Source organism: Prescottella sp. D32 (assembly GCF_037287305.1).
GTDB classification, from domain to species: domain Bacteria; phylum Actinomycetota; class Actinomycetes; order Mycobacteriales; family Mycobacteriaceae; genus Prescottella; species Prescottella equi.
In genome coordinates, this window is the sequence record NZ_JARBSW010000001.1 from 1,095,902 (window position 1) to 1,118,065 (window position 22,164).

The window sequence follows — 22,164 nt, forward strand, 5'->3', positions numbered from 1 at the left end:
GCTGCTCAGCGGCGCGTGAGTACGAACATCCGGAGGTCGCGATCGGTGCGGCCCCGGTAGACGGCGTAGGCGCCGGCCAGTTCGACGAACCGCCGGTACAGCCGGTCCTTCTCGGCGCCGGTCACCGGCGTGGCCAGGACGGGGATCTCGCGTCCGGCCATGGTCACACTGGCCTCGGGCTGCGCGAGCAGGTTCGACGTCCACGCCGGGTGGTGCTGCTGCCCGAAATTGCTGCCGACGACGACCAGTCGGTCGGTGTCGCGGACGTAGAGCAGCGGGCTGGTGCGGCGTTGCCCGGACTTGCGGCCGACGGTGTTGAGCAGCACGGTGGGCGCCCCGATCGGCCCGAGGACGGTGAAGCGGCCCTTGCTGCGCGTGAGCAGCCGCCGGTCCACCCCGGCGAGGGAGCGGATGGTCCACGACCCCAGCCGGGTCGCGGCGAAGGCCGTCGCGGGCCGGCGCAGGAAGCTGGTGTCCGAGCCCCACCGGACGTCCGGGAAGGCCGAATCACTGACCATGTCGTTCATGGACGCCGATTATGCGCGATCCTCACTAGGCTGTCGCTCATGGCTGTTTCGGGCACGGTGTCGAGCGTCTACATCGCCTCCCCGGAGGGAGACACGGGCAAGTCGACGGTGGCGCTGGGGGTGTTGCAGATGCTGTGCGCGTCGACGGCGCGGGTGGGAGTGTTCCGTCCCATCGCGCGCGCTGCCGACCAGACGGACCACATCCTGGAACTTCTGATCGAGCACACGACGGCCGATCTGAGCTACGAACAGTGCCTCGGCGTGACGTACGAGCAGGTGCACGCCGATCCGGACGGCGCCCTGAGCGACATCGTCTCGCGCTACCACGAGGTGGCCGCCGAGTGCGACGCGGTGGTGGTCGTCGGCAGCGACTACACCGACGTCGCGAGCCCCAGCGAACTCGGCTACAACGCGCGCATCGCCGCGAACCTCGAGGCCCCGGTACTGCTGACCCTGCGCGGCCTGCACCGCAGCCCCGACGAGGTGCGGCAGCTGGCGCAGATGTGTGCGGTGGAACTGGCTTCGCAGCACGCGCACCTCGTGGCGATCGTCGCGAACCGGTGCGCGCCGGAGTTGCTCGACGAGTACGCGACGGCCCTCGAGCCACTGGGGGTACCGGCGTGGAGCCTGCCGGAGATCCCGCTGCTGGTGGCGCCGACGATGGCCGAACTGCTGGACGCCGTCGACGGCGAGCTGTACAGCGGTGACACGGCGCTGCTGCAGCGGGAGGCGCTGAAGGTGATGGTGGGCGGCATGACCGCCGAGCACATCCTCGAGCGGCTCGTCGAGGGCGCCGTCGTGATCGTGCCCGGTGACCGGTCCGACGTTCTGCTCTCGATGATGAACGCGCATGATGCCGAAGGATTTCCGTCTCTCGCCGGGATCATCATGAACGGCGGGATCGCCCCGCACCCGGCCATCGCGAAACTCATGGCGGGGCTCAAGCCGCGGCTGCCGATCCTGAGTACGGAGATGGGGACCTTCGACACCGCACACACGGCGGCGCAGACACGCGGCAGGGTCGCCGTGGGCTCGCTGCGCAAGGTGGACACCGCGCTGAGCCTGGTGGAGCGCCGGGTGGACGCCCCGACGCTGATCGAGCGCCTGCGCCTGCAGATCCCGTCGGTCACGACACCGCAGATGTTCGAGTACCAGCTGATCGACCGCGCCCGCGCGGACCGCAAGCACATCGTGTTGCCGGAAGGATCGGACGACCGCATCCTGCGGGCCGCCGGGCGTCTGCTCCGCCGCCAGGTGGTGGACCTGACGATTCTCGGTGACGAGGCCAAGGTCCGCGGCCGTGCCGCCGAACTCGGGGTCGATCTCTCGACGGCGGAGGTGCTCGACCCCGCCCGATCCGACCACGTGACGGACTTCGCCGCCGAGTACGCGGAGCTGCGGGCGCACAAGGGCATGACCGTCGACCGGGCCCGAGAGATCATGACCGACATCTCGTACTTCGGAACCATGATGGTGCACAGGGGGGTTGCCGACGGCATGGTGTCCGGTGCGGCGCACACCACGGCGCACACCATCCGTCCGGCGCTCGAGATCATCAAGACCCAGCCGGGAGTGTCGACGGTGTCGAGCATCTTCCTCATGTGCCTGTCGGACCGGGTCCTCGCCTACGGCGACTGCGCCGTCGTGCCCGATCCGACGGCGGAGCAGCTCGCGGACATCGCGATCTCGTCGGCTGCGACGGCCGCCCGCTTCGGGATCGACCCCCGCGTGGCGATGCTGTCGTACTCGACGGGGGACTCCGGATCGGGAGTCGACGTCGACAAGGTGCGCACCGCGACCGCACTCGTTCGCGAGCGGCGCCCGGACCTGCTGGTGGAGGGTCCCATTCAGTACGACGCGGCGGTGGAGCCGTCGGTGGCCGACGCGAAACTGCCGGGCTCGGAGGTGGCCGGCCGGGCCACGGTGTTCGTGTTCCCGGATCTCAACACCGGCAACAACACCTACAAGGCCGTGCAGCGCAGCGCCGGCGCGGTGGCGGTGGGACCGGTGCTGCAGGGACTGAACAAGCCGGTGAACGACCTGTCGCGCGGCGCGTTGGTCCAGGACATCGTCAACACCGTCGCGATCACCGCGATCCAGGCGCAGGAGGAACTGTCGTGACCGAACCCGTTGTGCTGGTAATCAACTCGGGTTCTTCGTCGATCAAGTTCCAGCTGGTGCACCCGGTCGCGGGCGAATCGGTCGGCACCGGCCTGGTGGAACGGATCGGTGAGTCGGCCGGCCGCATCGTGTACCGCTACCCGGGTGGGGAGGTCGACCGCGAACTGCGCATCGCCGACCACACGGCCGGCCTGCACGCGGCCGAGGACGTGATCGCCGAGACCGGGCCGCCGCTGCGCGAGCGCGGCATCGTGGCCGTCGGGCACCGTGTCGTCCACGGGGGTGCGGTGTTCCACGAACCGACGATCGTCGACGACGGCGTCCTGCGTGAACTGCGCCGACTGTCGACGCTGGCGCCACTGCACAACCCGCCGAACGTCGTGGGCATCGAGGTGGCGATGGCTCAACTGCCCGACGTCCCGCACGTCGCGGTGTTCGACACGGCGTTCTTCCACACGCTGCCCGAGGCCGCGGCGACCTACGCGATCGACGCGGAAGTGGCGCGCGCGAATCGGGTGCGCCGCTACGGGTTCCACGGAACCTCGCACGAGTACGTGAGCGGCCGGACCGCAGCGTTCCTCGGCCGCGACCTCGCGGACCTGAACCAGATCGTCCTGCATTTGGGCAACGGGGCGTCGGCGTCGGCCATCCGTGGCGGCCGGGCGATCGACACCTCGATGGGCATGACACCGCTCGAGGGCCTGGTGATGGGAACCCGCAGCGGCGACCTCGATCCGGGAATCCTGCTGTACCTCAACCGGAATGCGGGCATGACGGTGGACGAGATCGACGACCTGCTCAACCGGCACTCCGGGTTGAAGGGACTCTGCGGTGAGAACGACTTCCGGTCGGTGCTGAAGATGGTCGCGGACGGCAGCCCGGACGCGAAGCTCGCATACGACGTGTACGTGCACCGGCTGCGCCGGTACATCGGCGCGTATCTCGTCGAACTCGGTGGCGTCGACGTCATCACGTTCACCGGTGGGGTCGGGGAGAACAACGTCGACGTCCGGCGCGATGCCCTTGCGGGACTGGGCCGTCTGGGTATTGTGGTCGACGACACTCGCAACGAGTCGCCGCAGCGAGGCGAGCGACGGATCAGCGCGGAGGACTCCGCGGTCGAGGTGCTCGTCATCCCCACCGACGAGGAACTCGCGATCGCGCGCAAAGCGGTGGCACTCGCGTGAGGTGAGCGGGCCAGGTGCCCGAGCCCCAGGTGCCCGAGCCCGCGGACGGCGAGCACATCGCGGCCCGGCCCGCGCCGAGGTCGGGAGAATTGGTGTCCGTCGGCGGGAACTGTCGGGACCTTAGGCCCTCGTGACGGAACCCTCGGACGTCCGACCATGTCAGCATGGTTGCCAACCCCGAGATCGAACTGTCTCCACCCCGAACGCTGACGGCGTCGCGACCGGCCCCTGCCCGCACCGGGTCGAAAGGTTCGTTCATCTACAAGATGATCACGACCACCGACCCCAAGGTGCTCGGGATCATGTACCTGGTCACGGCGTTCGCGTTCTTCCTCATCGGTGGCCTGATGGCGCTGCTGATGCGTACCGAGCTCGCGGTGCCGGGGATGCAGTTCCTCTCGAACGAGCAGTTCAACCAGCTGTTCACGATGCACGGCACGATCATGCTGCTGCTGTACGCGACCCCGGTCGTGTTCGGCTTCGCCAACTACATCGTCCCGCTGCAGATCGGCGCGCCGGACGTGAGCTTCCCGCGGCTCAACGCGCTGAGCTACTGGTTCTACCTCTTCGGAGGACTGATCGCGACGGCCGGCTTCATCACCCCCGGCGGCGCCGCGGACTTCGGCTGGACGGCGTACGTGCCGCTGTCGAACGGCGTGCACAGCCCGGGCGTCGGCGCGGACCTGTGGATCATCGGCCTGGCGCTCGGCGGCGTCGGCACGATCCTCGGTGCGGTCAACTTCATCACCACCATCGTGTGCCTGCGCGCCCCCGGTATGACCATGTTCCGGATGCCGATCTTCGTGTGGAACATCTTCATCACGTCACTGCTGATCCTGCTGGTGTTCCCGCTGCTGGCCGCCGCGCTGATCGGCCTGTGGGTGGACCGGAATCTGGGTGCGCACCTGTTCGACCCGGCCACGGGCGGAGTGATGTTGTGGCAGCACCTGTTCTGGTTCTTCGGCCACCCCGAGGTGTACGTCATCGCGCTGCCGTTCTTCGGCATCGTCTCGGAGATCTTCCCGGTCTTCGCGCGTAAGCCGATCTTCGGCTACAGCGGCCTGGTCTACGCCACCATGGGTATCGCGGCCCTGTCGATCGCGGTGTGGGCACACCACATGTACGCCACCGGCGCCGTGCTGCTGCCGTTCTTCTCCTTCATGACGTTCCTCATCGCGGTCCCGACCGGTGTGAAGTTCTTCAACTGGATCGGAACCCTGTGGCGGGGGCAGTTGACGTTCGAGTCGCCGATGCTGTTCTCGGTCGGCTTCCTCGTGACCTTCCTCTTCGGTGGCCTCTCCGGTGTGCTGCTCGCGAGCCCGCCGCTCGACTTCCACGTCACCGACACGTATTTCGTGGTTGCGCACTTCCACTACGTGCTCTTCGGCACCATCGTGTTCGCCACCTACGCGGGCATCTACTTCTGGTTCCCGAAGATGACCGGCCGCATGATGGACGAGCGTCTCGCGAAAATTCACTTCTGGACCACGCTGATCGGTTTCCACACCACCTTCCTGGTCCAGCACTGGCTGGGCGCGTCGGGCATGCCGCGTCGCTACGCCGACTACCTGCCCACCGACGGCTTCACCACGCTGAACACGATCTCCACGGTCGGCTCGTTCATCCTCGGTGCGTCGACGCTGCCGTTCCTGTGGAACGTCTTCAAGAGCTACCGTTACGGGCCTGTCGTCGAGGTCGACGATCCGTGGGGTTACGGCAACTCGCTCGAGTGGGCCACCAGTTGCCCGCCGCCGCGGCACAACTTCACCGAGCTGCCCCGGATCCGTTCGGAGCGTCCGGCGTTCGAGCTGCACTACCCGCACATGGTCGAGCGCATGCGCGACGAGGCGCACGTCGGACTCGGCCACGGCAAGGACAAGGGCGGAAAGTCCACAGCCGCGGAACTCACCGAAACGAGGGCCTGACGATGGACGACGGCAACAGGTCCCGGAACTGGATGCTCGACTCGGCGCCCGAGATCCGGCCCGAGCCGCGCCGGCTGTTGGCGCCGCTGCTCACCGTGGCGGTCGCGCTGGCCACCCCGCTCGTGGTGTCGGTCCCTGTCGCCGTCGTCGTGATCCTCGCTGCACTGGCCTGGCTGGGCTCGCGGATCCAGGAGGGCCGCAACCACACCAGTTCGACCCCGGGGGCACTCAGAACAGGCTCTGCGGGCGCACCGCGTTCGCCAGGTCGACGAGCGTATAGCGGTGAGTGGGTGTAGGGGCGCTCCGCGCCATCGCTCGTAGGGAGGCTTCGGTACCCGCACGCAGGCCGCGCTCGGTGAACGGCACACCGAGCAGCGGCTCGTGTGCGGTTGTGGGGGTGTTCCCCGACAGGATCCACTCGAGCGCGGTACCGAGCACCACGGTGCGCATCTGCGGGCCGCGGATCTCGGTGCGGGGCAGAGCCTCGACCCGACGGGCCGACTCGCGGAGCGTCGCCTCGTCGATCGCGCCGATGGGCCGGACCGACAGGTACGTCAGAACCGCGGTCATTCGGGCGGCGCCGTAGTTGCGTGAACCGGGCGGAACCTGGTCGAGGGCGGTGACGGCCGCGTTCACGTCACCGTCCGCAGCCAATCGGCGGGCCAGCCCGAACGCCGCGGTGACGACGTTGCGGTCGATCCGCCACACCGTGCGGTAGTACTCGCGGGACGGTAGCCGCCAGCGGTCGGTGCCGCTCTCGCTGTGGTGTTCGAGCAGCAGTTCCGCGGTGGCGGCGAGCGCCAGTTTGGGGGAGACCTCGCCCGGCATCGCCGAATAGACCGCATCGAAAGACGCGTACGCGGTGGTCAACTCGTCGGACAGCAGCGCGGCGATGCCGCGGTACCAGTCGATCCGCCACTCGAAGGGATACGCCGGCGCCAACGCTCGCAGCAGTTGCCGCGCCTTGCCCGCGTCACCGAGATCCAGGTGTGCGCGGATCTCTGCGAGCTTCAACTCCAGCGAATCGGGAACGCCCCGCTCCGGGCTGTCCCGCGCGCGGTCGAGGACGTCGAGCATGAGCTGGGGATCGCTGTGCGCCGTCGCGTTGACCAGGGCGGCGCCCGGATCGTCGGTGTCGACGAGCGGGACGGCGAGCGACTGGGCGACGTTGCGCGGGTTCAGCTTCCGTTCCCGCTCGACGCCGTCGGCGAACACGTCGGTCTGTTCCACGAATTCGTCGGCACCGAATGTTGCGCGCTGGCGCCCGAACACGGTGGACAGGTACGGGTGTTCACGTTCGGAATCCCGCGAGACGATCTCGTGCAGCACCCCGGTGAGCTGAGCCGCCAGTTCGGACGCGGACCGGAAGCGGCGATCCGGATCGGGCTCGATGGCGCGCAACAACAGTCGCCGGTACGACTCGTTCTCGGCGAGCAGCGGCGCCTGTTCGGGGGTGGGGAGGCCGTCGACGTAGCGGCCGTCCTCCGACGGGAGATCGAGCGTGAGGGCAGCGAGGGTACGACCTACGGTGTAGATGTCGGACGCGACCGTGGGGCCGGTCTCGGTGATCTCGGGGGCCTGGAAACCGGGTGTGCCGTAAAGGTATCCGTAGCTCTCGAGTGGGGCGACGGCGCCGAGGTCGATGAGCTTGACCTGCTCGTCGGTGACCATGACGTTGTCCGGCTTGAGGTCGTTGTACGCCAAGCCGAGTGAGTGGAGGTATTCGAGCGCCGGAAGGATCTCGAGAATGTAGGCGATCGCCTGTTCGAGGGGCAGGCGGTCCGGCCGGCACGTCTTCAGGATGTCGCGCAGCGAGTTGCCGCCGACGTACTCCATGACGAGATATCCGGCCGGGGGATGCCCCTCCTTGTGGTACTCGACGAAGTTGTAGATCTTGACGATGCTGGGGTGCTGCACCTCGGCGAGGATCTGGCGTTCGGCGGCCGCGACGGCCTGCGCCTCGGCGTCGCCCAGCTGCAACAGTCCTTTCAGCACCACCCAGCGGTTGTCGACGTTGCGGTCGATCGCCAGGTAGATCCAGCCCAGGCCGCCGTGCGCGATGCAGCCCTGGACCTCGTACTGCCCGGCGACCAGCTGGCCGGGGGAGAGCAGGGGAGAGAACTCGTACCGGGCGCCGCAGTGCGGGCAGATGCCGGACGGGGATCCCGGTCCCGCCTCGGTGGTCCGGCCCACCGGCTTGCTGCATCTCCAGCAGAACCTCTTGCGCTCGGGCACATGCGGATCGGTGAGGACGGCGTCCTGCGGATCGCGTTCGGGAACCGGCGGGACCTCGACCAACCCGTCGGCCAGGCGACGCCGCGACAGCGTGCGGGTGCGTTGCGTCCGTGCCCGCCGGCCCGTCGTGGGGATGCTCTCGCGGGTCGGCATCGGTTCGTCGTCGGGCGGCGGCGCTGCGCGAGTCTGGGCGATCTCACCCGAATCGTCGGTATTGCCTTCTCCGGCAATCTCTCCCGGCATCATCCTCCGTTCTTCTGCCACGTCAGTCCCGGTAGGTGGCCGGGGGCGGGCCCGGAGGCGGACCCAGTTCGGAGAGCCATCTGTCGTAGATCTTCTCCCACGTGCCGTCCCGGCGGATCCTTTCCAGCGTGCCGTTCACGAACCGGACCAGGTCCTCGTTGCCTTGCGCCACCCCGATGCCGTAGCGCTCGTCGCCCATGTTCGGGCCGACGATGCGCGAGTGGGGATCCTGCGTGGCCAGGCCCAGCAGCAACGTGTCGTCGGTGCTGATGGCGTCGACCTGGTTCTGCTGCAGCATCACCAGGCAGTCGGACCACATGGGCACGGTCACCACCGCGGCGTCCGGTTGCTGGCGTTCGACCCGCTCGAGCGACGTCGTGCCCTCGCCGACGCAGACGCGGCGCCCCGCCAGATCCGAGACGTCCCGGACCGGTGATCCGGCCATCACCAGGATGCGTTGGTGGGCGTCGTAGTACACCGTCGAGAAGTCGATCCGCTGCCGTCGTTCGCACGTGATCGCCATCGTCTTGGCGACGATGTCGACGCGGCCGTCCTCGAGGGCCTGCTCGCGCTCGGCGTAGTTGAGAACGCGGAACTCCACCTTGTCCGGGCTGCCGAGCAGATCGCGGGCGATCTCCCGCGCGATGTCGACGTCGAATCCCTCGATCTCGTCGGTCGTCGGGTTGCGGAAACTGAGGAGATTGCTGCCGGTGTCGAGGCCGACGACCAATCGGCCGCGCTGTCGGATCGCGTCGAGCGAGGCGCTGTCGGGGATCTGCCCGGCCGGGAAGGGTCGCAGGCTCGCGGTGGGATCGCCGCACTGGACGGGCGGGGGCAGGGCGGTGGACGCGACGGCGGTGGCGCCCTGCGGCAACGGGGCCAGGCTGTAGGTCTCGGTCGGCGGCACCGTGTACGGCTCCGGCGGGGAGGAACATCCGGCGGCCAACGTCGCCGTGATTCCGATCGCCGCGACGACCGTCCGGGTGGTGGCCGTCGTGGGGGTCACTGGTACTCCCTCAGCCTGGGCCACAGACCCACCGGGATGCCCACCACCGCCAGGGCGGTGAGGATCGCGGCGCCCGGCCCCAGCGCGGACAGCACCCGGGACGACGTCGCCACGTCCTCCCGCAGTTCCTCCCGCGCGGTGTCCGCCCCCGAAGCCAGCGCGGCGTCGACGGCGTCGAACTGCGCCGCCGACGACTCCGGATCGGACCCGATGGTCGTCATCGCGGCCGCCGTCCAGTCGCCGGTCGAGAGCGCGTCGAGCATCGTCCGATGGGACGTGGTCCAGTTGTCCATCGCCTGCGACGCCTGGTCGACGTCGTCGCGGCCCACGGTGCCCGTGTAGCTGCCCAGCAGTTGCTGCAGTTCCGCGGTGTCGTCCTCGTACAGTCGCGCGTGTTCCTCCTTCTCCTCGCGGCGCACCAACTGCAGAATCTCCTGCGTGCGCGCCTGCTGGGCGAGGATGCGGGCGGTCGCGAACGTCGACAGCGGCTCCGAGCCGTCCCGGATCGCGCGGTGCGCGCTGGTCGCGGAGATGATGCCGGCGATCAGCATCCACACCAGCAGGGCCACCATCGCCGCCGTCGTGAACAGCAGGCCGGGATTGAGCGTGCGTCTGGTCCGTCTCGACAGCACGACCTGCGTGGCGCCCAGCCCCACGATGAGCGCGACGAGCAGACCGATCGCGAGCCACGGCGGGCGGCCGAACCCGGCCTGGGGGGCGAGGGCCGCCGCGGAGCGCTCGGTGTGCAGCGCCTGCGCGGCCGGGAGGATGTCCGTCTGCATCAACGCCGACGCCTCGGCGAGGTAGGCGGTGCCGACCGGATTGCCGACCCGGTTGTTCGTGCGCGCGGTCTCCACGAGTCCCGTGTACACCGGTAGCTTCGTCGCGATCTCGGTGAGCAGCCGTCGGCTCGGGTCGTCGCCCGGCAGCCCGTCCGATGTCGCGACCATCTCGGCCGACGCGGTGCCGATCGCCTGCGCGTACCGGTCGCGGGCCTCGCTGGGTTCGACACCGCCGGACAGGAACGCGGTGGCAGCGGAGGCGTCGGCCACCGACAGCGACGCGTACAGATTCTGCGACGACCGGGCCAGCGGCTCGGTCGTCGACAGCAGGGTGTCGATGCTCTGCTTGCGGCCGCCCGCGGCCATCGACGCGATCAACCCGACCGCCAGCGTGCCGAGCAGCAGCGCCACCCCGATCGCGAGGAGCCGCGCGGGCGTGGAACGCAGCAGGTCGTGCCCGGTCATCTGGCGCGGACGAGTGCCGGCGCCGTTGGTCGCCAGGCCGCTCCAGATCCTGCGAGCGGTGGTGGTGGGCGTCGCCTCGCCTTCGTTTGCCGTCGTCGTTTCCGGCATTGCCACGGGCTGGTACCTCGGTTCGCCGTCCGGTGTGGTTCGCCGTTCCGCAGTTTCGAGCATATAAGCAGCACCGCGGGGATGTTCCGCCGTTTTCGGATGCCGCGGGGAATACTGTGGGGACAGGTGAGCGGCTCGGCGGACAGGGCAGGTGAGAGGTACTCCATGCGCGGTGACGGAGACGGCTGGGCGACGACGCCCGACGGGGTGCGGCATTGGGGCCGGCACGGCGCGGCGGGTCTGCTCCTGCGCGCCCCGCTCGAGGACGGTTCACCGGCGGTCCTGCTGCAGCACCGCGCCGCGTGGAGCCACCAGGGCGGGACGTGGGCGCTTCCGGGCGGTGCCCGCGACAGCCACGAGACGACGATCCACGCGGCGGTCCGCGAGGCACAGGAGGAGACCGGGATCGACACCGGCGCGGTCCGCGTCCGGACCGAACGGGTCACCGCCAACGTCGACGGCGGCTGGACCTACACGACGGTGGTCGCCGACGCCGAGAAGACCCTGGCCCTCGTGCCCAACGGGGAGAGCACAGAGCTGCGCTGGGTGCCGGAGGCGGACGTCGAGCACATGCCGCTGCACCCGGGATTCGCGGCCGCGTGGCCGAGTCTGCGCACCAACGAGATCCGCGTCCTCCTCGACACCGCCAACGTCCTGGGTTCACGACCGACCGGGTGGTGGCGGGACCGCGCGGGCGCGACCGGTGAACTGCTGGACCGGATCGCCCAGGTACTCCCGCGCACCGTCGAACTGCCCGGCGGCGGATTCGGCTGGCTGCCGCGGATCGAGGCGGTGCTCGAAGGCCAGGCCCGCGCCGTCGACCACGCCGACGTCCGGGTGCCGGTGCATGCCGCCACCGGCAGCGGCGACGACGAGCTGGCCCGGCTGGCGTCCGACGGCGACACACTCACCGCGGTGGTGACGGCCGACCGCGGGCTGCGCGGCCGACTGCCGACGTCGGTGCTGGCGCTGTCGCCGTCGACCGTGCTGGGCTGGCTGGACTGATCGCCCGGGTCAGCCTCGGTCGAGGACGAATCGCCGCCCGTGGCTCTCCGTCGGCCGGATCTCCACGAAATTGAACTTCTCGGTCGGTACCCAGGACTGCAGGTCCAGTTCCTCGGCGTCGTTGATCTCGTCGAACCGGACGAGGGTGCGCGCGATGCCGCGGATCACGACGCTCCACCCGGACGTCGCGTCGGCGTGGTCCACCTGGAACGTCGTCATCGGCCGGAGGGTGAGTTCGGTGAGCTTGTCGCCCTCGGCGGACCGGAAGTAGATCTTGCCGTCGTGGACCACGTAGTTGACGGGGTAGACGTCCGGTCGGTCGCCGGCGACCACGATCAGTCGTCCGAGGCGCTCGGTGGCCAGCAGGTCCAGGCATTCCTGTTCGGTCAGTGTCGTGACAGGTGCGGTCCGGTCCGGCATGTCTCCTCCGATCCTCGGTGAGTGTCACCTCCGACTCTGCTCCTTGCCGGACGCTCGTGCCAGACGCCGGTGGTGTGACGTGCGCTGCACGGCCGTTCACCTCTGCCCGTCCCGCCCACCCCTGCTCACCCCGCCGACTACCCGCCGCCTCCCACCCCCGCACCCCGCCTCCCACCCCCCCCGCGTTTTGCGCACTTATCGCGTTCGGGTGGCCCCGATCTTCGCGATAAGTGCGCAAAACGCGGGGGAGAACGAAAGCTAGTGCGCCGTAACGGCGGGAGGGGTGCTCGGCCGCTCGGCGGCGCGGGGTGACATGCCGAGAGCGGTGACCGCGCCGACGGCGGCGAGAGCCGCGACCGCCCACCACGCCGCGGTGAATCCGGACGAGGCCAGGAGGGCGACGAGAATTGCGATGCCGAGGACGCTTCCGAGTTGGCGAGCCGTGTTGACCACAGCGCTGCCGGTCGCGCCGAGAGCGGGCGGCAGGGTCGCAGCGGCCGTCGCGAGGATGGTCGGCAGCGCCAGCCCGACGCCCGCGCCCCCGACGATCCACCCCGGCAGCATCCCCGCCGCGTAGTTGGGGGTGGCGTCGACGCCGGCGAGCACGAGGACGATCCCCGCGCCCCACAGCGCGCTGCCGAGCGCGGCCACGGTCCCGGACGGAATCCGACGGCTCAGCAGTTGTCCGATCACCGCGAACAGCGGGACCAGCATCGGTCCGGGCGCGACGGCCAGACCGGTGCGCAGGGCCGAGTAGCCCCACTGGTTCTGCATCCACAGGATGTTCGCGAGCAGTCCCGCGGCGAACGACGCGCTGAACGCGATCGCGGTGACGTTGGACCATGCGAACGGGCGCACGCGCAGCAGCGCGGGATCGAGCAGTGGGCTGTCGTGGCGCATCGTGCGTCGGGCGAACCAGGCGAGGGCGAGGACGCCGAGGATCGCGGCGGCGAGCGTGGCGGCGTGGGTCCAACCCCATTCTGGGCCCTGCACCAGCGCGAGCGAGACCGCGCCGACGCCGAAGGCGAGCAGGACCGCGCCCGCGCCGTCGACGGGTGCGGGATTCGGATCTCTCGACTCGGGGACGGTACGCGCAGCCGTCCACAGCAGGATCACGCCGATCGGAACGTTGATCAGGAAGATCCATCGCCACGACGCGGCCACCAGCAGGCCGCCCAGCACCGGTCCCAGCGCGGCCGCGGCGGCTCCGGTCGCGGCCCACAGGCGGACACCGAGCGCGCGGCGTGCCTCGGGCAGCGCCGCGATGACGAGTCCGAGACTGGCCGGCGTCAGTATCGCGGCGCCTGCGGCCTGGACGAGGCGGAACGCGACCAGCGTCCACAGCGACGGTGCGAGGGCGCACGCCGCGCTCGCGACGGTGAACAGCGCGAGGCCGACGAGGAAGGCGCGACGTCGTCCCACCCGGTCGGCCCAACGTCCGGCCGGAATCAACAGGGCCGCATAGACGATCGCGTAGCCGCTCAGTACCCAGCTCAGGTGGGAGAGCGGCGTTCCCGAGTAGTCGGCGGCGATGTCGTCGAGGGCGACGTTGACGACGAAGAGGTCGAGGTTGGCGACGAACGGAGCTCCGGCGAGGACGGCCAGCACCGCCCCGAACTTCTGACTTTGCTTTTGCATAGCCAGGAGTGTGGACCCTGGCTATGGATTTGACAAGTCAGCGCGTAGCCTGGGGACATGGAGGCAGCACGACTCGACGGGTTTCTCGCGGACCGGGACGCGTGGCGTCCCACTCAGTGCTCGATCGGCAAGGCGATGGACGTGGTGGGGACGCGGTCGGCGATGCTGATCCTGCGCGAGGCGTACTACGGGACCACCCGCTTCGATCACTTCGCCGAGCGAGTCGGGATCACCGAGGCCGTCGCGGCGGCACGGCTACGGGAGCTGACCGCCGAAGGACTGTTCGAGCGCCGGCCCTACAAGGAGCCGGGTCAGCGCACCCGCCACGAGTACGTGCTCACCGACAAGGGGCGCGACCTGCTGCCGGCGGTGCTCGCGCTGATGCAGTGGGGCGATCGGTATCTGCAGGGGGAGGGGGGCGGTCCGCTCGACCTCGCCGACGACACGAACGGCGAGCCGGTCCGCGTCGAGGTGCGCAGCGCATCGGGGCGTCAGGTGCCGCTCGAGGAGATCCGCGTCGTCCCGCACTTCACCGAGGAACAGGCCCGCCGGGCCATGCGACGCACCTGACACCCTCCCGCGTTTTGCGCACTTATCGCGCCCGCGGGGCCCCGAATTCCGCGATAAGTGCGCAAAACGCGGGGAGAGGGGCGCGGGGAGAGGAAGGGGGGTGGAGGGGTGCGTCAGGCGCCGGCGTCCTTCTTCGCCTTGCGGTCGGCGATCTCGTCCTTGAGGAGGAACATCGGCAGCAGCACCGTCGCGAGGGCGGTGACGAGCCACACGACGAGCGACGCGAGGATCCAGGTGCGCCATCCGGTGATCGACAGTCCGGTCACGAGCGACGCGATGACGAGCGCGACGAACGTCGAGACCAGGCCGATGCCGCCGAGGAAGGCGGGAGCGTTGCGTGCCGCGACCTTGGTGATGAACGGCGACAGCAGGCTCTGCGCGACCGCGAAGACGATGGCGGCGAGGACGAACCCGGTGGCGGTGACGTGCACGTCCGGCAGCAGCCACACGGCAGCCAGGATTCCGATCGCCGCCGACCCGAGGAAGATCGCCGTCCGGATGAGGAAACGAATCATGTTCGGGGCCTTTCGTGTCGACCGCGGCGGCGCGATCTCGGGGAATCGGATCGGCCTCGGCGGAGTCTAACCAGCGGGGCGCCCGCGGACGTGCAGGTGCGATTCCGGCCGTGTTGCGCAGCGGCCGGTAACGTGCGACCGGTGCGCCCACGACGCCCGGGCAGCGGTCTCGGTGAGTGGGTTCCCGGTTCGTCCGAATCGGTGAAATTGCTTAGGCTGGGTATCGAGGCTGCGAGGGTTCTGGGGTGGGACCGCGATCGGGAGGGCTGGCCGTGCTGAGGAACATTCTTGTCCGCGGACGCGAGATGCCGCGTCGGACAGGGACTTCGGTGATCCTCGCGCTCTGGGCTGTGACATCCGTCGTGCTGCTCTTCACGACTGTGTCCCCGTGGATGCCCAAGATCGGACTGTTCGCGGGTGGCGCCGACCTCGACGTGTACCGCGACGGCGCCCGCCACGTGATGGCGGATCTTCCGCTGTACACCGAGCCTGTGATCCACGGCCTGCTCTACACCTACACGCCGTTCTCGACGTTGATGTTCCTGCCTTTCGGATTGCTTCCCGGCGGGGTCGACAAGTACCTGTGGATGGCGGCCAACGTCGCGCTGCTGGTCGCGATCGTGGCGTTGTGCTGGCGCATGCTCGGCTACCGCATCACGCCGTACGTCGTCGGGATGTCGGCGCTGCTGGCCGCGTCGTGCACGTTCCTCGAACCGGTTCGGACCACGCTGTTCTACGGGCAGATCAACCTGGTGCTCATGGCGTTGGTGCTGTGGGACGCCTCGCGCGGCGACGCGAGCCGGCTCAAGGGCATCGGCGTGGGAGTCGCGGCGGGCATCAAGCTCACGCCGGCCTACTTCGTCCTCTACTACCTGGTCCTGCGGAAGTGGCGTGCTGCCGTCGTCGCGGTCGGCACCGGCGCTGCCACGGTCGCCGTCAGCTGGCTGATACTGCCCGACGACTCGTTGCAGTACTGGACGGAGACGTTCTTCGAGTCCACTCGCATCGCGGAGGACTCGCACCCGTCGAACCAGTCGATCCGCGGAGTGATCGCGCACCTCGGTGGCGACCCCGCCCCGGTGGCGCTGTGGCTGGCGCTGGCGGGGTGCGCGGTCGTGGTGAGCATGTGGATCGTCGTCCGGTTGCATCGGAAGAACGAGGCGCTGCTGGCGGTGACCGTCGCCGGACTCACCGCGGCCGCGGTCTCACCGTTCTCGTGGAGCCACCACTGGGTGTGGTTCGTTCCGCTGCTCGTCTACATCGTGCACCGGGCGACCACCAACCGGTGGTGGTGGCTCGCGGCCGCGGTCGTCTACCTCGCGGCGGGCGCGTGGCCCTACCGCTGGGAGGAGGACAACGTGGTGGTGGGGCTGTTCCTGTTCCCGCCGTGGTGGACGATCACGGACGTCCTCATGAACATCTATCTGCTGGTCTACGTGGCTGTTCTCGCCGCGGCGGCGGTCATCGCCTTCCGCGGTACACCCGGCCCCGCGCTCGAGAAGCCGGCACCCGTGCGCGCGCCCGAACCGGTGTGATGCCACCATTCGGGGCATGCGCATTCGACATCTGATCGCCGCCGTCCCCGTCGCCCTGCTGGTCCTCACCGGCTGCAGTGACGGTGGCGACTCGGACCCGAAGGACACCAAGAACGACGCGGGCGAGACCACCATCACGGCCGAGGCCGGCGCCGACGCCCAGGAGACCGCGGTCTCGGTGATGTGCGCGCAGGTGGTGGCCTACCTCGACGCGACGCAGCAGCAGGCCGAGAGCACCGGGCAGCCGTTCGACCGGGATGCGAAGGGCGCCGAGTTCCTCGACATGCTGAAGGCGAACGGCGGCACCGTGGTGGCGGCGTACAACCAGCAGGCGGTGGCGGCCGGTGAGCCGACGCTCGATCCGGCGACCGCGACGTGGGAGGACGTGCCGGCCGAGGCCCGTGAGCTCATCGAGCAGTCGGTGCAGTCCGGGATCTCCGGCAGCTGCTGACGGCGGTCAGCCGCGCAGGGCGTCGGACAGTGCCCGCGCGGCGGCCTTCGGGTCGTCGGCCGCGGTGATGGCGCGGACCACGACGATGCGGGTGGCCCCGGCCTCGAGAATCTCCGGCAGCCGCTCGTGGTCGACGCCACCGATCGCGAACCACGGGCGCGACGGCTGCGCCTCGGCGGTGCTGCGAACCAGTTCGATGCCCGACGCGGCCCGGCCCGGCTTGGTGGGGGTGGCCCACACCGGACCGGTGCAGAAGTAGTCGACGTCCTCTTCGATCGCGGCGAGGCTGGCCTGCGCGCGGTTGTTCGTGGAGCGGCCGATGACGACGTCGGGTCCGACGATCTGCCGTGCGTAGTGCACCGGCAGGTCGTTCTGGCCCAGGTGCAGGACGTCGGCTCCGGCGGCGAGCGCGACGTCGGCGCGGTCGTTGACGGCGAGCAACGCGCCGTGGCGGCGGGCCGCGGCCCCGATCACCGCGAGCGCGGCGAGCTCCTCCTTGACCTCCATCGGCCCGAACTCGCGCTCGCCGGCCGAGCCCTTGTCGCGGAGCTGGACGATGTCGACGCCACCGGCGAGCGCGGCGTCGACGAACTGGGCCAGATCGCCCTTGTCGCGGCGGGCGTCGGTGCACAGGTACAGCCGCGCGTCGGCGAGACGTTCGCGCGGTGTGAGGTGCTTGACGGACTGGGAAGCATGCACACCTGGAACGGTAGTCTGTACCGCGGACGAATCAACACGGGAGTCCCGACGGATACGGGGCTGAGAGGGGGCCTGCCGGCCCCGACCGTCATACCTGACCCGGATCATGCCGGCGCAGGGAGTGAGGTGGAGAGAAGTGACCCGATCGGTTTCCGTCGTGGGAGGCGGAGTGATCGGCCTGTCGATCGCGTGGCGTGCCGCGCAGAGCGGCTGGGCGGTGACGTTGTACGACCCGGCGCCGGGGAGCGGTGCGTCGTGGGTGGCCGGCGGGATGCTGGCGCCGCTGTCGGAGGGCTGGCCCGGTGAGGAGAAGGCGCTCGCACTCGGTGCGGCGTCGCTACGGCGGTGGCCGGACTTCGGCGCCGAACTCGGGCGCCTGGCGGACGTCGAGTTGTTCACCTCCGACGACTCGCTCACCGTCGCACTCGACGCCGCCGACGCCGCGGACCTGCACACCATCGCCGACTGGGTGGCCGAGCAGGGCCACGAGCTGCGCATCCTGAACCGCGCGCAGATCCGCGAGCTCGAGCCGTCGCTGGGGCGCGGGATCCGGCTGGCGCTGCAGGCACCCACCGAACTGGCCGTCGACAACCGGCTGTTGGTGGCCGCGCTGCGGACGGCGGTGGCCGAAGCCGGCGTCGAGCTGATCGAGCAGGCGGTCACGGATCTCGGCGAGCTCACCACCGACCAGGTGGTGCTGGCGGCGGGATCGAACTCGGCGCAGCTGTGGCCCCACCTGCCGGTACGCCCGGTGAAGGGGGAGATCCTGCGGCTGCGGGCCCGGCCGGGCGTGACGCCGGCACCGCTGCGCACCATCCGCGGCAGTGTGCACGGGCGGCCGTCGTACCTCGTGCCGCGCGCCGACGGAATCGTCGTCGGCGCAACGCAGTACGAGTCGGGTCACGACACCCAGGTCACCGTCGCGGGTGTGCGCGACCTCATCGCCGACGCCGAGGCGCTGATGCCCGCGATCGGCGAGTACGAGCTGTACGAGGCGAAAGCGGGTCTCCGTCCGATGAGTCCGGACAACCTGCCGATCATCGGACGCGTGTCGGACCGCGTCGTGCTGGCGACCGGGCACGGCCGCAACGGGATCCTGATGACCCCGGTCACCGCGGACGCGACGGTCGCGATCTTGGACGGCAACCCCTTGGCGGAGGCGGAAAGCGCCACCGCCGAACGATTTTCACCCGCGAAGGTTTGAGTGAGGTTTGGATGAGTGAGTTGATCGGGATCACCGTCAACGGTGAGGACCGCGAGTTCGACGGGCCGCTGACGGTGACGGAGTTGCTCGAGCGGCTGGAGTTGCCGCAGCGCGGCATCGCCGTCGCGGTGGACGGTGCGGTGTTCCCGCGCGGCCGGTGGACCGAATCGGTCGGCCGCGGCTGGGAGATCGAGATCCTCACGGCGGTGCAGGGTGGCTGACATGGGCAAGCTGACGATCGCCGACCGCACGTTCGGCTCGCGCCTGATCATGGGCACCGGGGGCGCCGCGAATCTCGCGGTTCTCGAGGAGGCGCTGGTGGCGTCCGGTACCGAACTGACCACCGTGGCGATGCGACGCGTCGACGCCGCGGGCGGCACCGGCGTGCTCGATCTGCTCCGCCGTCTCGACATCGCGCCGCTGCCGAACACCGCCGGATGCCGCGGCGCCGCGGAGGCCGTGCTCACCGCGCAGCTCGCACGGGAGGCCCTCGAAACCGACTGGGTGAAACTCGAGGTGATCGCCGACGAGCGCACCCTGCTGCCCGACGCGATCGAATTGGTCAGCGCCGCAGAGCAGTTGGTGGACGACGGCTTCACGGTGCTGCCGTACACCACCGACGACCCGGTGCTCGCGAAGCGCCTCGAGGACGTCGGTTGCGCGGCGGTGATGCCACTGGGTTCACCGATCGGCACCGGTCTGGGCATCTCGAACCCGCACAACATCGAGATGATCGTCGACGCCGCGAACGTCCCCGTCATCCTCGACGCCGGCATCGGTACCGCGAGCGATGCGACGCTCGCGATGGAACTGGGCTGCGACGCGGTGCTGCTCGCGACGGCGGTCACCCGGGCGAAGGATCCGGCGCTCATGGCGTCGGCGATGCGCGGTGCGGTCACGGCCGGTTACGAGGCCCGGCATGCCGGACGTATCCCCAAGCGGTTCTGGGCGCAGGCGTCGTCGCCGATGTAGTTGCGGCGCGCCGCGGGTCACGGGTTGATCGAAATCCCTGGCCCGGCGCGGATTCAGGCTAGGCTCGACAGCAACTTGCTCCGTTGGTTCGAGTGCCTGGAGGGCATGCCATGACGACGTTGAGTACCGACCTTCTGGATTTGCTCCGCTCGGATGTCGTGGCGTGGAACGCCCGACGCGATCAGTTGCCCGATGCGCCCGACCTTCACGGTCTCGATCTGTCGGGTGCCGACTTGGCCGGGGCCAACCTCACGGGCGCCAACATGGAGGGCACCGATCTCTCCGGGGCGGACCTGACGTTCGCGGAACTCGGCGGCGCCAACCTCAACGGCGCGAACCTCTCGGGGGCCGTGGCCGCGGACGCGGACTTCAGCAAGGCGTATCTCACCAACGCCAAACTCAACGGGGCAGTGCTCACGCTGTCGTTCCTGACGTCGACGTATCTGGCACACGCCAACCTGACCGGCGCGGACCTGTCGGGCGCATACATGACCGGCGCCCACCTCGAGGACGCCGATCTGACGGGGGCGCGGCTCACCGGCGCGTACCTCGCGCACGCCGATCTCACCGGGGCCCGGCTCGGCACAGCCGACGTCAGCGGCGCGGACCTGACCGACGTGACGATGCCGGACGGCGCCGTCCGGGCCTGACTCCGGGTGATCCCCCACACGCCTCGGGGTGCGCGTCATCCCTGGGTATGACACGCGAGTAGACCCGGGACCGATGCGCAGGCAGGGGCGTTTCGGGCAGAGTGGTCCCCATGATTGAAGTGAGGGGACTGACGAAGACCTACGGGTCGACGAGAGCGGTGGACGATCTCACGTTCTCCGTGAAGCCGGGAATCGTCACCGGCTTCCTCGGCCCGAACGGTGCCGGCAAGTCGACGACCATGCGAATGATCCTCGGACTCGACACCCCGACGTCGGGAACCGCACTGGTCGAGGGTGTGCCGTACCACGAGCTCAAGCAGCCGTTGCGGACCGTCGGCGCGCTGCTCGACGCCAAGTGGGTGCACCCCAACCGCTCCGCGAAGGCGCACCTGCAGTGGATGGCCGCGGCCAACTCGCTGCCGATGTCGCGCGTCGACGAGGTGCTGCGTCTGGTGGGCCTGAGCGAGGTTGCCGGCAAGAAGGCCGGAGGCTTCTCGCTCGGTATGTCGCAGCGGCTCGGTCTGGCCGGCGCGCTGCTGGGTGACCCCAAGGTGCTGCTGTTCGACGAGCCGGTCAACGGCCTCGACCCCGAGGGCATCGTCTGGATCCGAAAGTTCATGCAGAGCCTGGCCGCCGAGGGCCGCACGGTCCTCGTCTCGAGCCATCTGCTGTCGGAGATGGCGCAGACCGCCGAGCATCTCGTGGTGATCGGCCGCGGTCGCCTCATCGCCGACACCAGCGTCAAGGATTTCGTCGACCGCGCCTCGGGTGCGTCGGTGCGGGTGCGCAGCCCGCAGCTCGACGCGCTGCGCAGCGTGCTCACCGCGCAGGGTTTCTCGGTCCAGGAGGACCCGGGCACCGATCATCAGCCGGCGCTGCTGGTCGCGGGTGTGCGCACGGACGACGTGGGCGCCCTCGCCGGTGCGAACGGCATCGTGCTGCACGAGCTGGCGTCGAAGCAGGGCTCGCTCGAGGAAGCGTTCATGAAGCTCACCGGCCACGACGTGCAGTACCAGGCGCAGATCGGCGGTCAGCCGGCCGACGCCGCGCAGAACATGGGAGGTGCGCTCCGATGAGCGTGTTGAATGCCGAGCGCATCAAGCTCACGTCCACCAAGTCGCCGATGTGGTGCAGCCTCATCGCCGTTGTGGTCAGCGTCGGGTTCGCGGCGATTATGGGCGTGGCCTACAAGTCGCTGGTGTCGTCGGGCGACAACTCGATGGGCGAGTTCACCGTCGCCTACACGCAGGCGGGTGCCGCCCAGTTCGGCGCCATGCTCGTGATGATCATGTCGGCGCTGGCGGTCACCACCGAGTACCGGTTCGGCGTCATCCGCACCACGTTCCAGGCCATCCCGCGCCGCACCCAGGTGATCGGCGGGAAGGCAGCGTTGCTGGCGGCGATTGCGGCGGTCCTCGGTCTGGTCATCGCCCTGGCGTCGTTCTTCGTGGCGCAGGCGACGTCGGGTGAGACGCTGTCGATGGGCAGCGGTGACAATGCCCGGGAACTGTTCGGTATCCCGATCTACTACGCGCTCCTGGCCGTGCTGGCCGTGGGCGTCGGCACGCTGATCCGTCAGTCGGCGGGTGCCATCTCGCTGCTGCTGCTGTGGCCGCTGGTGATCGAGAGCCTCGCGACGATCATCCCCAAGGTGGGCAAGTACGTCGGCGAGTTCGGTCCGTTCAACAACGTGAACTACTTCCTCGGCAACGGTGGCGGGTTCGATTTCCACTGGGGTCCGTGGGGCGGCCTGCTCTACTTCGCGGCGTTCGTCGCGATCGTGTTCGGTGCGAGCCTGTTCGTGGTGAACAAGCGCGACGCCTGAGTACCGCTCTCGAAGCGCCCGGCCGAATTCTTTCGGCCGGGCGCTTCGGCTATCTTCGGCCCGGACGACGGGAGGGTGCCG

General features: G+C 69.5%; 21 protein-coding genes and 1 riboswitch. Of the genes, 13 read left to right on the forward strand and 8 right to left on the reverse strand.

Features of this window, described 5'->3' with window-relative positions:
* Positions 1-5: 5 nt before the first annotated feature.
* Entirely contained in the window at positions 6-527 is a 522-nt protein-coding gene (locus tag PSS76_RS04945) for a nitroreductase/quinone reductase family protein (RefSeq protein ID WP_084968484.1), read from the reverse strand.
* Positions 528-566: 39 nt separating this feature from the next.
* On the opposite strand from PSS76_RS04945, the gene pta reads away from it, so the two are divergent.
* The 3 genes from pta (at position 567) to ctaD (ending at position 5,760) form a co-directional block, all read left to right on the forward strand.
* Positions 567-2,648 (forward strand): phosphate acetyltransferase, encoded by a 2,082-nt coding sequence (gene pta / locus PSS76_RS04950; RefSeq protein ID WP_064079321.1) that lies wholly within the window; start codon positions 567-569, stop codon positions 2,646-2,648.
* Complete coding sequence (locus PSS76_RS04955; RefSeq protein WP_064079320.1) at positions 2,645-3,835, forward strand: acetate/propionate family kinase; 1,191 nt, start codon at positions 2,645-2,647, stop codon at positions 3,833-3,835. Before pta ends, PSS76_RS04955 begins: the two co-directional genes overlap by 4 nt.
* A gap of 164 nt (positions 3,836-3,999) precedes the next feature.
* Positions 4,000-5,760 (forward strand): aa3-type cytochrome oxidase subunit I, encoded by a 1,761-nt coding sequence (gene ctaD, locus PSS76_RS04960; RefSeq protein ID WP_013417106.1) that lies wholly within the window; start codon positions 4,000-4,002, stop codon positions 5,758-5,760.
* 228 nt (positions 5,761-5,988) lie between these two features.
* Here ctaD and PSS76_RS04965 read toward each other — a convergent pair whose 3' ends face one another.
* Genes PSS76_RS04965 through PSS76_RS04975 form a run of 3 tightly spaced genes read right to left on the reverse strand, consistent with a single transcriptional unit; the run spans position 5,989 to position 10,599 of the window.
* Positions 5,989-8,241 (reverse strand): serine/threonine-protein kinase, encoded by a 2,253-nt coding sequence (locus PSS76_RS04965; RefSeq protein ID WP_005517862.1) that lies wholly within the window; start codon positions 8,239-8,241, stop codon positions 5,989-5,991.
* Positions 8,242-8,260: 19 nt separating this feature from the next.
* A complete protein-coding gene (locus PSS76_RS04970) occupies positions 8,261-9,244 on the reverse strand; it encodes a glutamate ABC transporter substrate-binding protein (RefSeq protein WP_081184342.1) in 984 nt (327 codons plus the stop codon).
* Positions 9,241-10,599 (reverse strand): GlnX family signal transduction membrane protein, encoded by a 1,359-nt coding sequence (locus PSS76_RS04975; RefSeq protein ID WP_081184628.1) that lies wholly within the window; start codon positions 10,597-10,599, stop codon positions 9,241-9,243. Before PSS76_RS04975 ends, PSS76_RS04970 begins: the two co-directional genes overlap by 4 nt.
* 165 nt (positions 10,600-10,764) lie before the next feature.
* Between PSS76_RS04975 and PSS76_RS04980 the strand changes: the two genes are divergently transcribed.
* Entirely contained in the window at positions 10,765-11,604 is an 840-nt protein-coding gene (locus PSS76_RS04980; RefSeq protein ID WP_013417102.1) for an NUDIX hydrolase, read from the forward strand.
* A 9-nt stretch (positions 11,605-11,613) separates the two neighbouring features.
* Here the strand turns inward: PSS76_RS04980 and PSS76_RS04985 are convergent, their stop codons facing one another.
* Positions 11,614-12,024: a pyridoxamine 5'-phosphate oxidase family protein gene (locus tag PSS76_RS04985; RefSeq protein ID WP_064077278.1), complete on the reverse strand. Its 411-nt coding sequence runs from the start codon at positions 12,022-12,024 to the stop codon at positions 11,614-11,616.
* A 258-nt stretch (positions 12,025-12,282) separates the two neighbouring features.
* Positions 12,283-13,662, reverse strand: a complete 1,380-nt coding sequence (locus PSS76_RS04990) for an MFS transporter (RefSeq protein WP_064077277.1) — start codon at positions 13,660-13,662, stop codon at positions 12,283-12,285.
* 57 nt (positions 13,663-13,719) lie between these two features.
* Here PSS76_RS04990 and PSS76_RS04995 point away from each other — a divergent pair, with 57 nt between their 5' ends.
* Positions 13,720-14,232 carry a winged helix-turn-helix transcriptional regulator gene (locus tag PSS76_RS04995; protein WP_005517872.1) on the forward strand — a complete coding sequence of 171 codons (513 nt, stop codon included), beginning with the start codon at positions 13,720-13,722 and terminating at the stop codon, positions 14,230-14,232.
* A gap of 113 nt (positions 14,233-14,345) precedes the next feature.
* Here PSS76_RS04995 and PSS76_RS05000 read toward each other — a convergent pair whose 3' ends face one another.
* The gene (locus tag PSS76_RS05000) at positions 14,346-14,747 is read right to left on the reverse strand and encodes a phage holin family protein (RefSeq protein WP_005517873.1); all 402 of its coding nucleotides are present in this window, start codon (positions 14,745-14,747) and stop codon (positions 14,346-14,348) included.
* A 329-nt stretch (positions 14,748-15,076) separates the two neighbouring features.
* On the opposite strand from PSS76_RS05000, the gene PSS76_RS05005 reads away from it, so the two are divergent.
* Both PSS76_RS05005 and PSS76_RS05010 read left to right on the forward strand, forming a co-directional pair.
* The gene (locus PSS76_RS05005; protein ID WP_022597713.1) at positions 15,077-16,282 is read left to right on the forward strand and encodes a glycosyltransferase 87 family protein; all 1,206 of its coding nucleotides are present in this window, start codon (positions 15,077-15,079) and stop codon (positions 16,280-16,282) included.
* A gap of 16 nt (positions 16,283-16,298) precedes the next feature.
* A complete protein-coding gene (locus PSS76_RS05010) occupies positions 16,299-16,733 on the forward strand; it encodes a hypothetical protein (RefSeq protein WP_013417097.1) in 435 nt (144 codons plus the stop codon).
* A gap of 6 nt (positions 16,734-16,739) precedes the next feature.
* Here the strand turns inward: PSS76_RS05010 and thiE are convergent, their stop codons facing one another.
* Positions 16,740-17,432 (reverse strand): thiamine phosphate synthase, encoded by a 693-nt coding sequence (thiE, locus tag PSS76_RS05015; RefSeq protein WP_005517878.1) that lies wholly within the window; start codon positions 17,430-17,432, stop codon positions 16,740-16,742.
* Positions 17,433-17,458: 26 nt separating this feature from the next.
* A riboswitch (TPP riboswitch) is annotated at positions 17,459-17,570 on the forward strand.
* On the opposite strand from thiE, the gene thiO reads away from it, so the two are divergent.
* The 6 genes from thiO to PSS76_RS05045 all read left to right on the forward strand — a co-directional run bounded on the left by thiO (position 17,539) and on the right by PSS76_RS05045 (position 22,083).
* Complete coding sequence (gene thiO, locus PSS76_RS05020; protein ID WP_044991394.1) at positions 17,539-18,636, forward strand: glycine oxidase ThiO; 1,098 nt, start codon at positions 17,539-17,541, stop codon at positions 18,634-18,636. Its footprint overlaps the riboswitch before it by 32 nt.
* 11 nt (positions 18,637-18,647) lie before the next feature.
* Positions 18,648-18,857, forward strand: a complete 210-nt coding sequence (gene thiS / locus PSS76_RS05025) for a sulfur carrier protein ThiS (protein ID WP_005517880.1) — start codon at positions 18,648-18,650, stop codon at positions 18,855-18,857.
* 1 nt (position 18,858) lies between these two features.
* The gene (locus PSS76_RS05030) at positions 18,859-19,608 is read left to right on the forward strand and encodes a thiazole synthase (protein ID WP_013417095.1); all 750 of its coding nucleotides are present in this window, start codon (positions 18,859-18,861) and stop codon (positions 19,606-19,608) included.
* 110 nt (positions 19,609-19,718) lie between these two features.
* Positions 19,719-20,258: a pentapeptide repeat-containing protein gene (locus tag PSS76_RS05035; RefSeq protein WP_005517883.1), complete on the forward strand. Its 540-nt coding sequence runs from the start codon at positions 19,719-19,721 to the stop codon at positions 20,256-20,258.
* Positions 20,259-20,368: 110 nt separating this feature from the next.
* The gene (locus PSS76_RS05040) at positions 20,369-21,334 is read left to right on the forward strand and encodes an ABC transporter ATP-binding protein (protein ID WP_005517884.1); all 966 of its coding nucleotides are present in this window, start codon (positions 20,369-20,371) and stop codon (positions 21,332-21,334) included.
* Positions 21,331-22,083, forward strand: a complete 753-nt coding sequence (locus PSS76_RS05045; RefSeq protein WP_005517885.1) for an ABC transporter permease — start codon at positions 21,331-21,333, stop codon at positions 22,081-22,083. The genes PSS76_RS05040 and PSS76_RS05045 overlap by 4 nt, the downstream gene beginning before the upstream one ends.
* Positions 22,084-22,164: the final 81 nt, after the last annotated feature.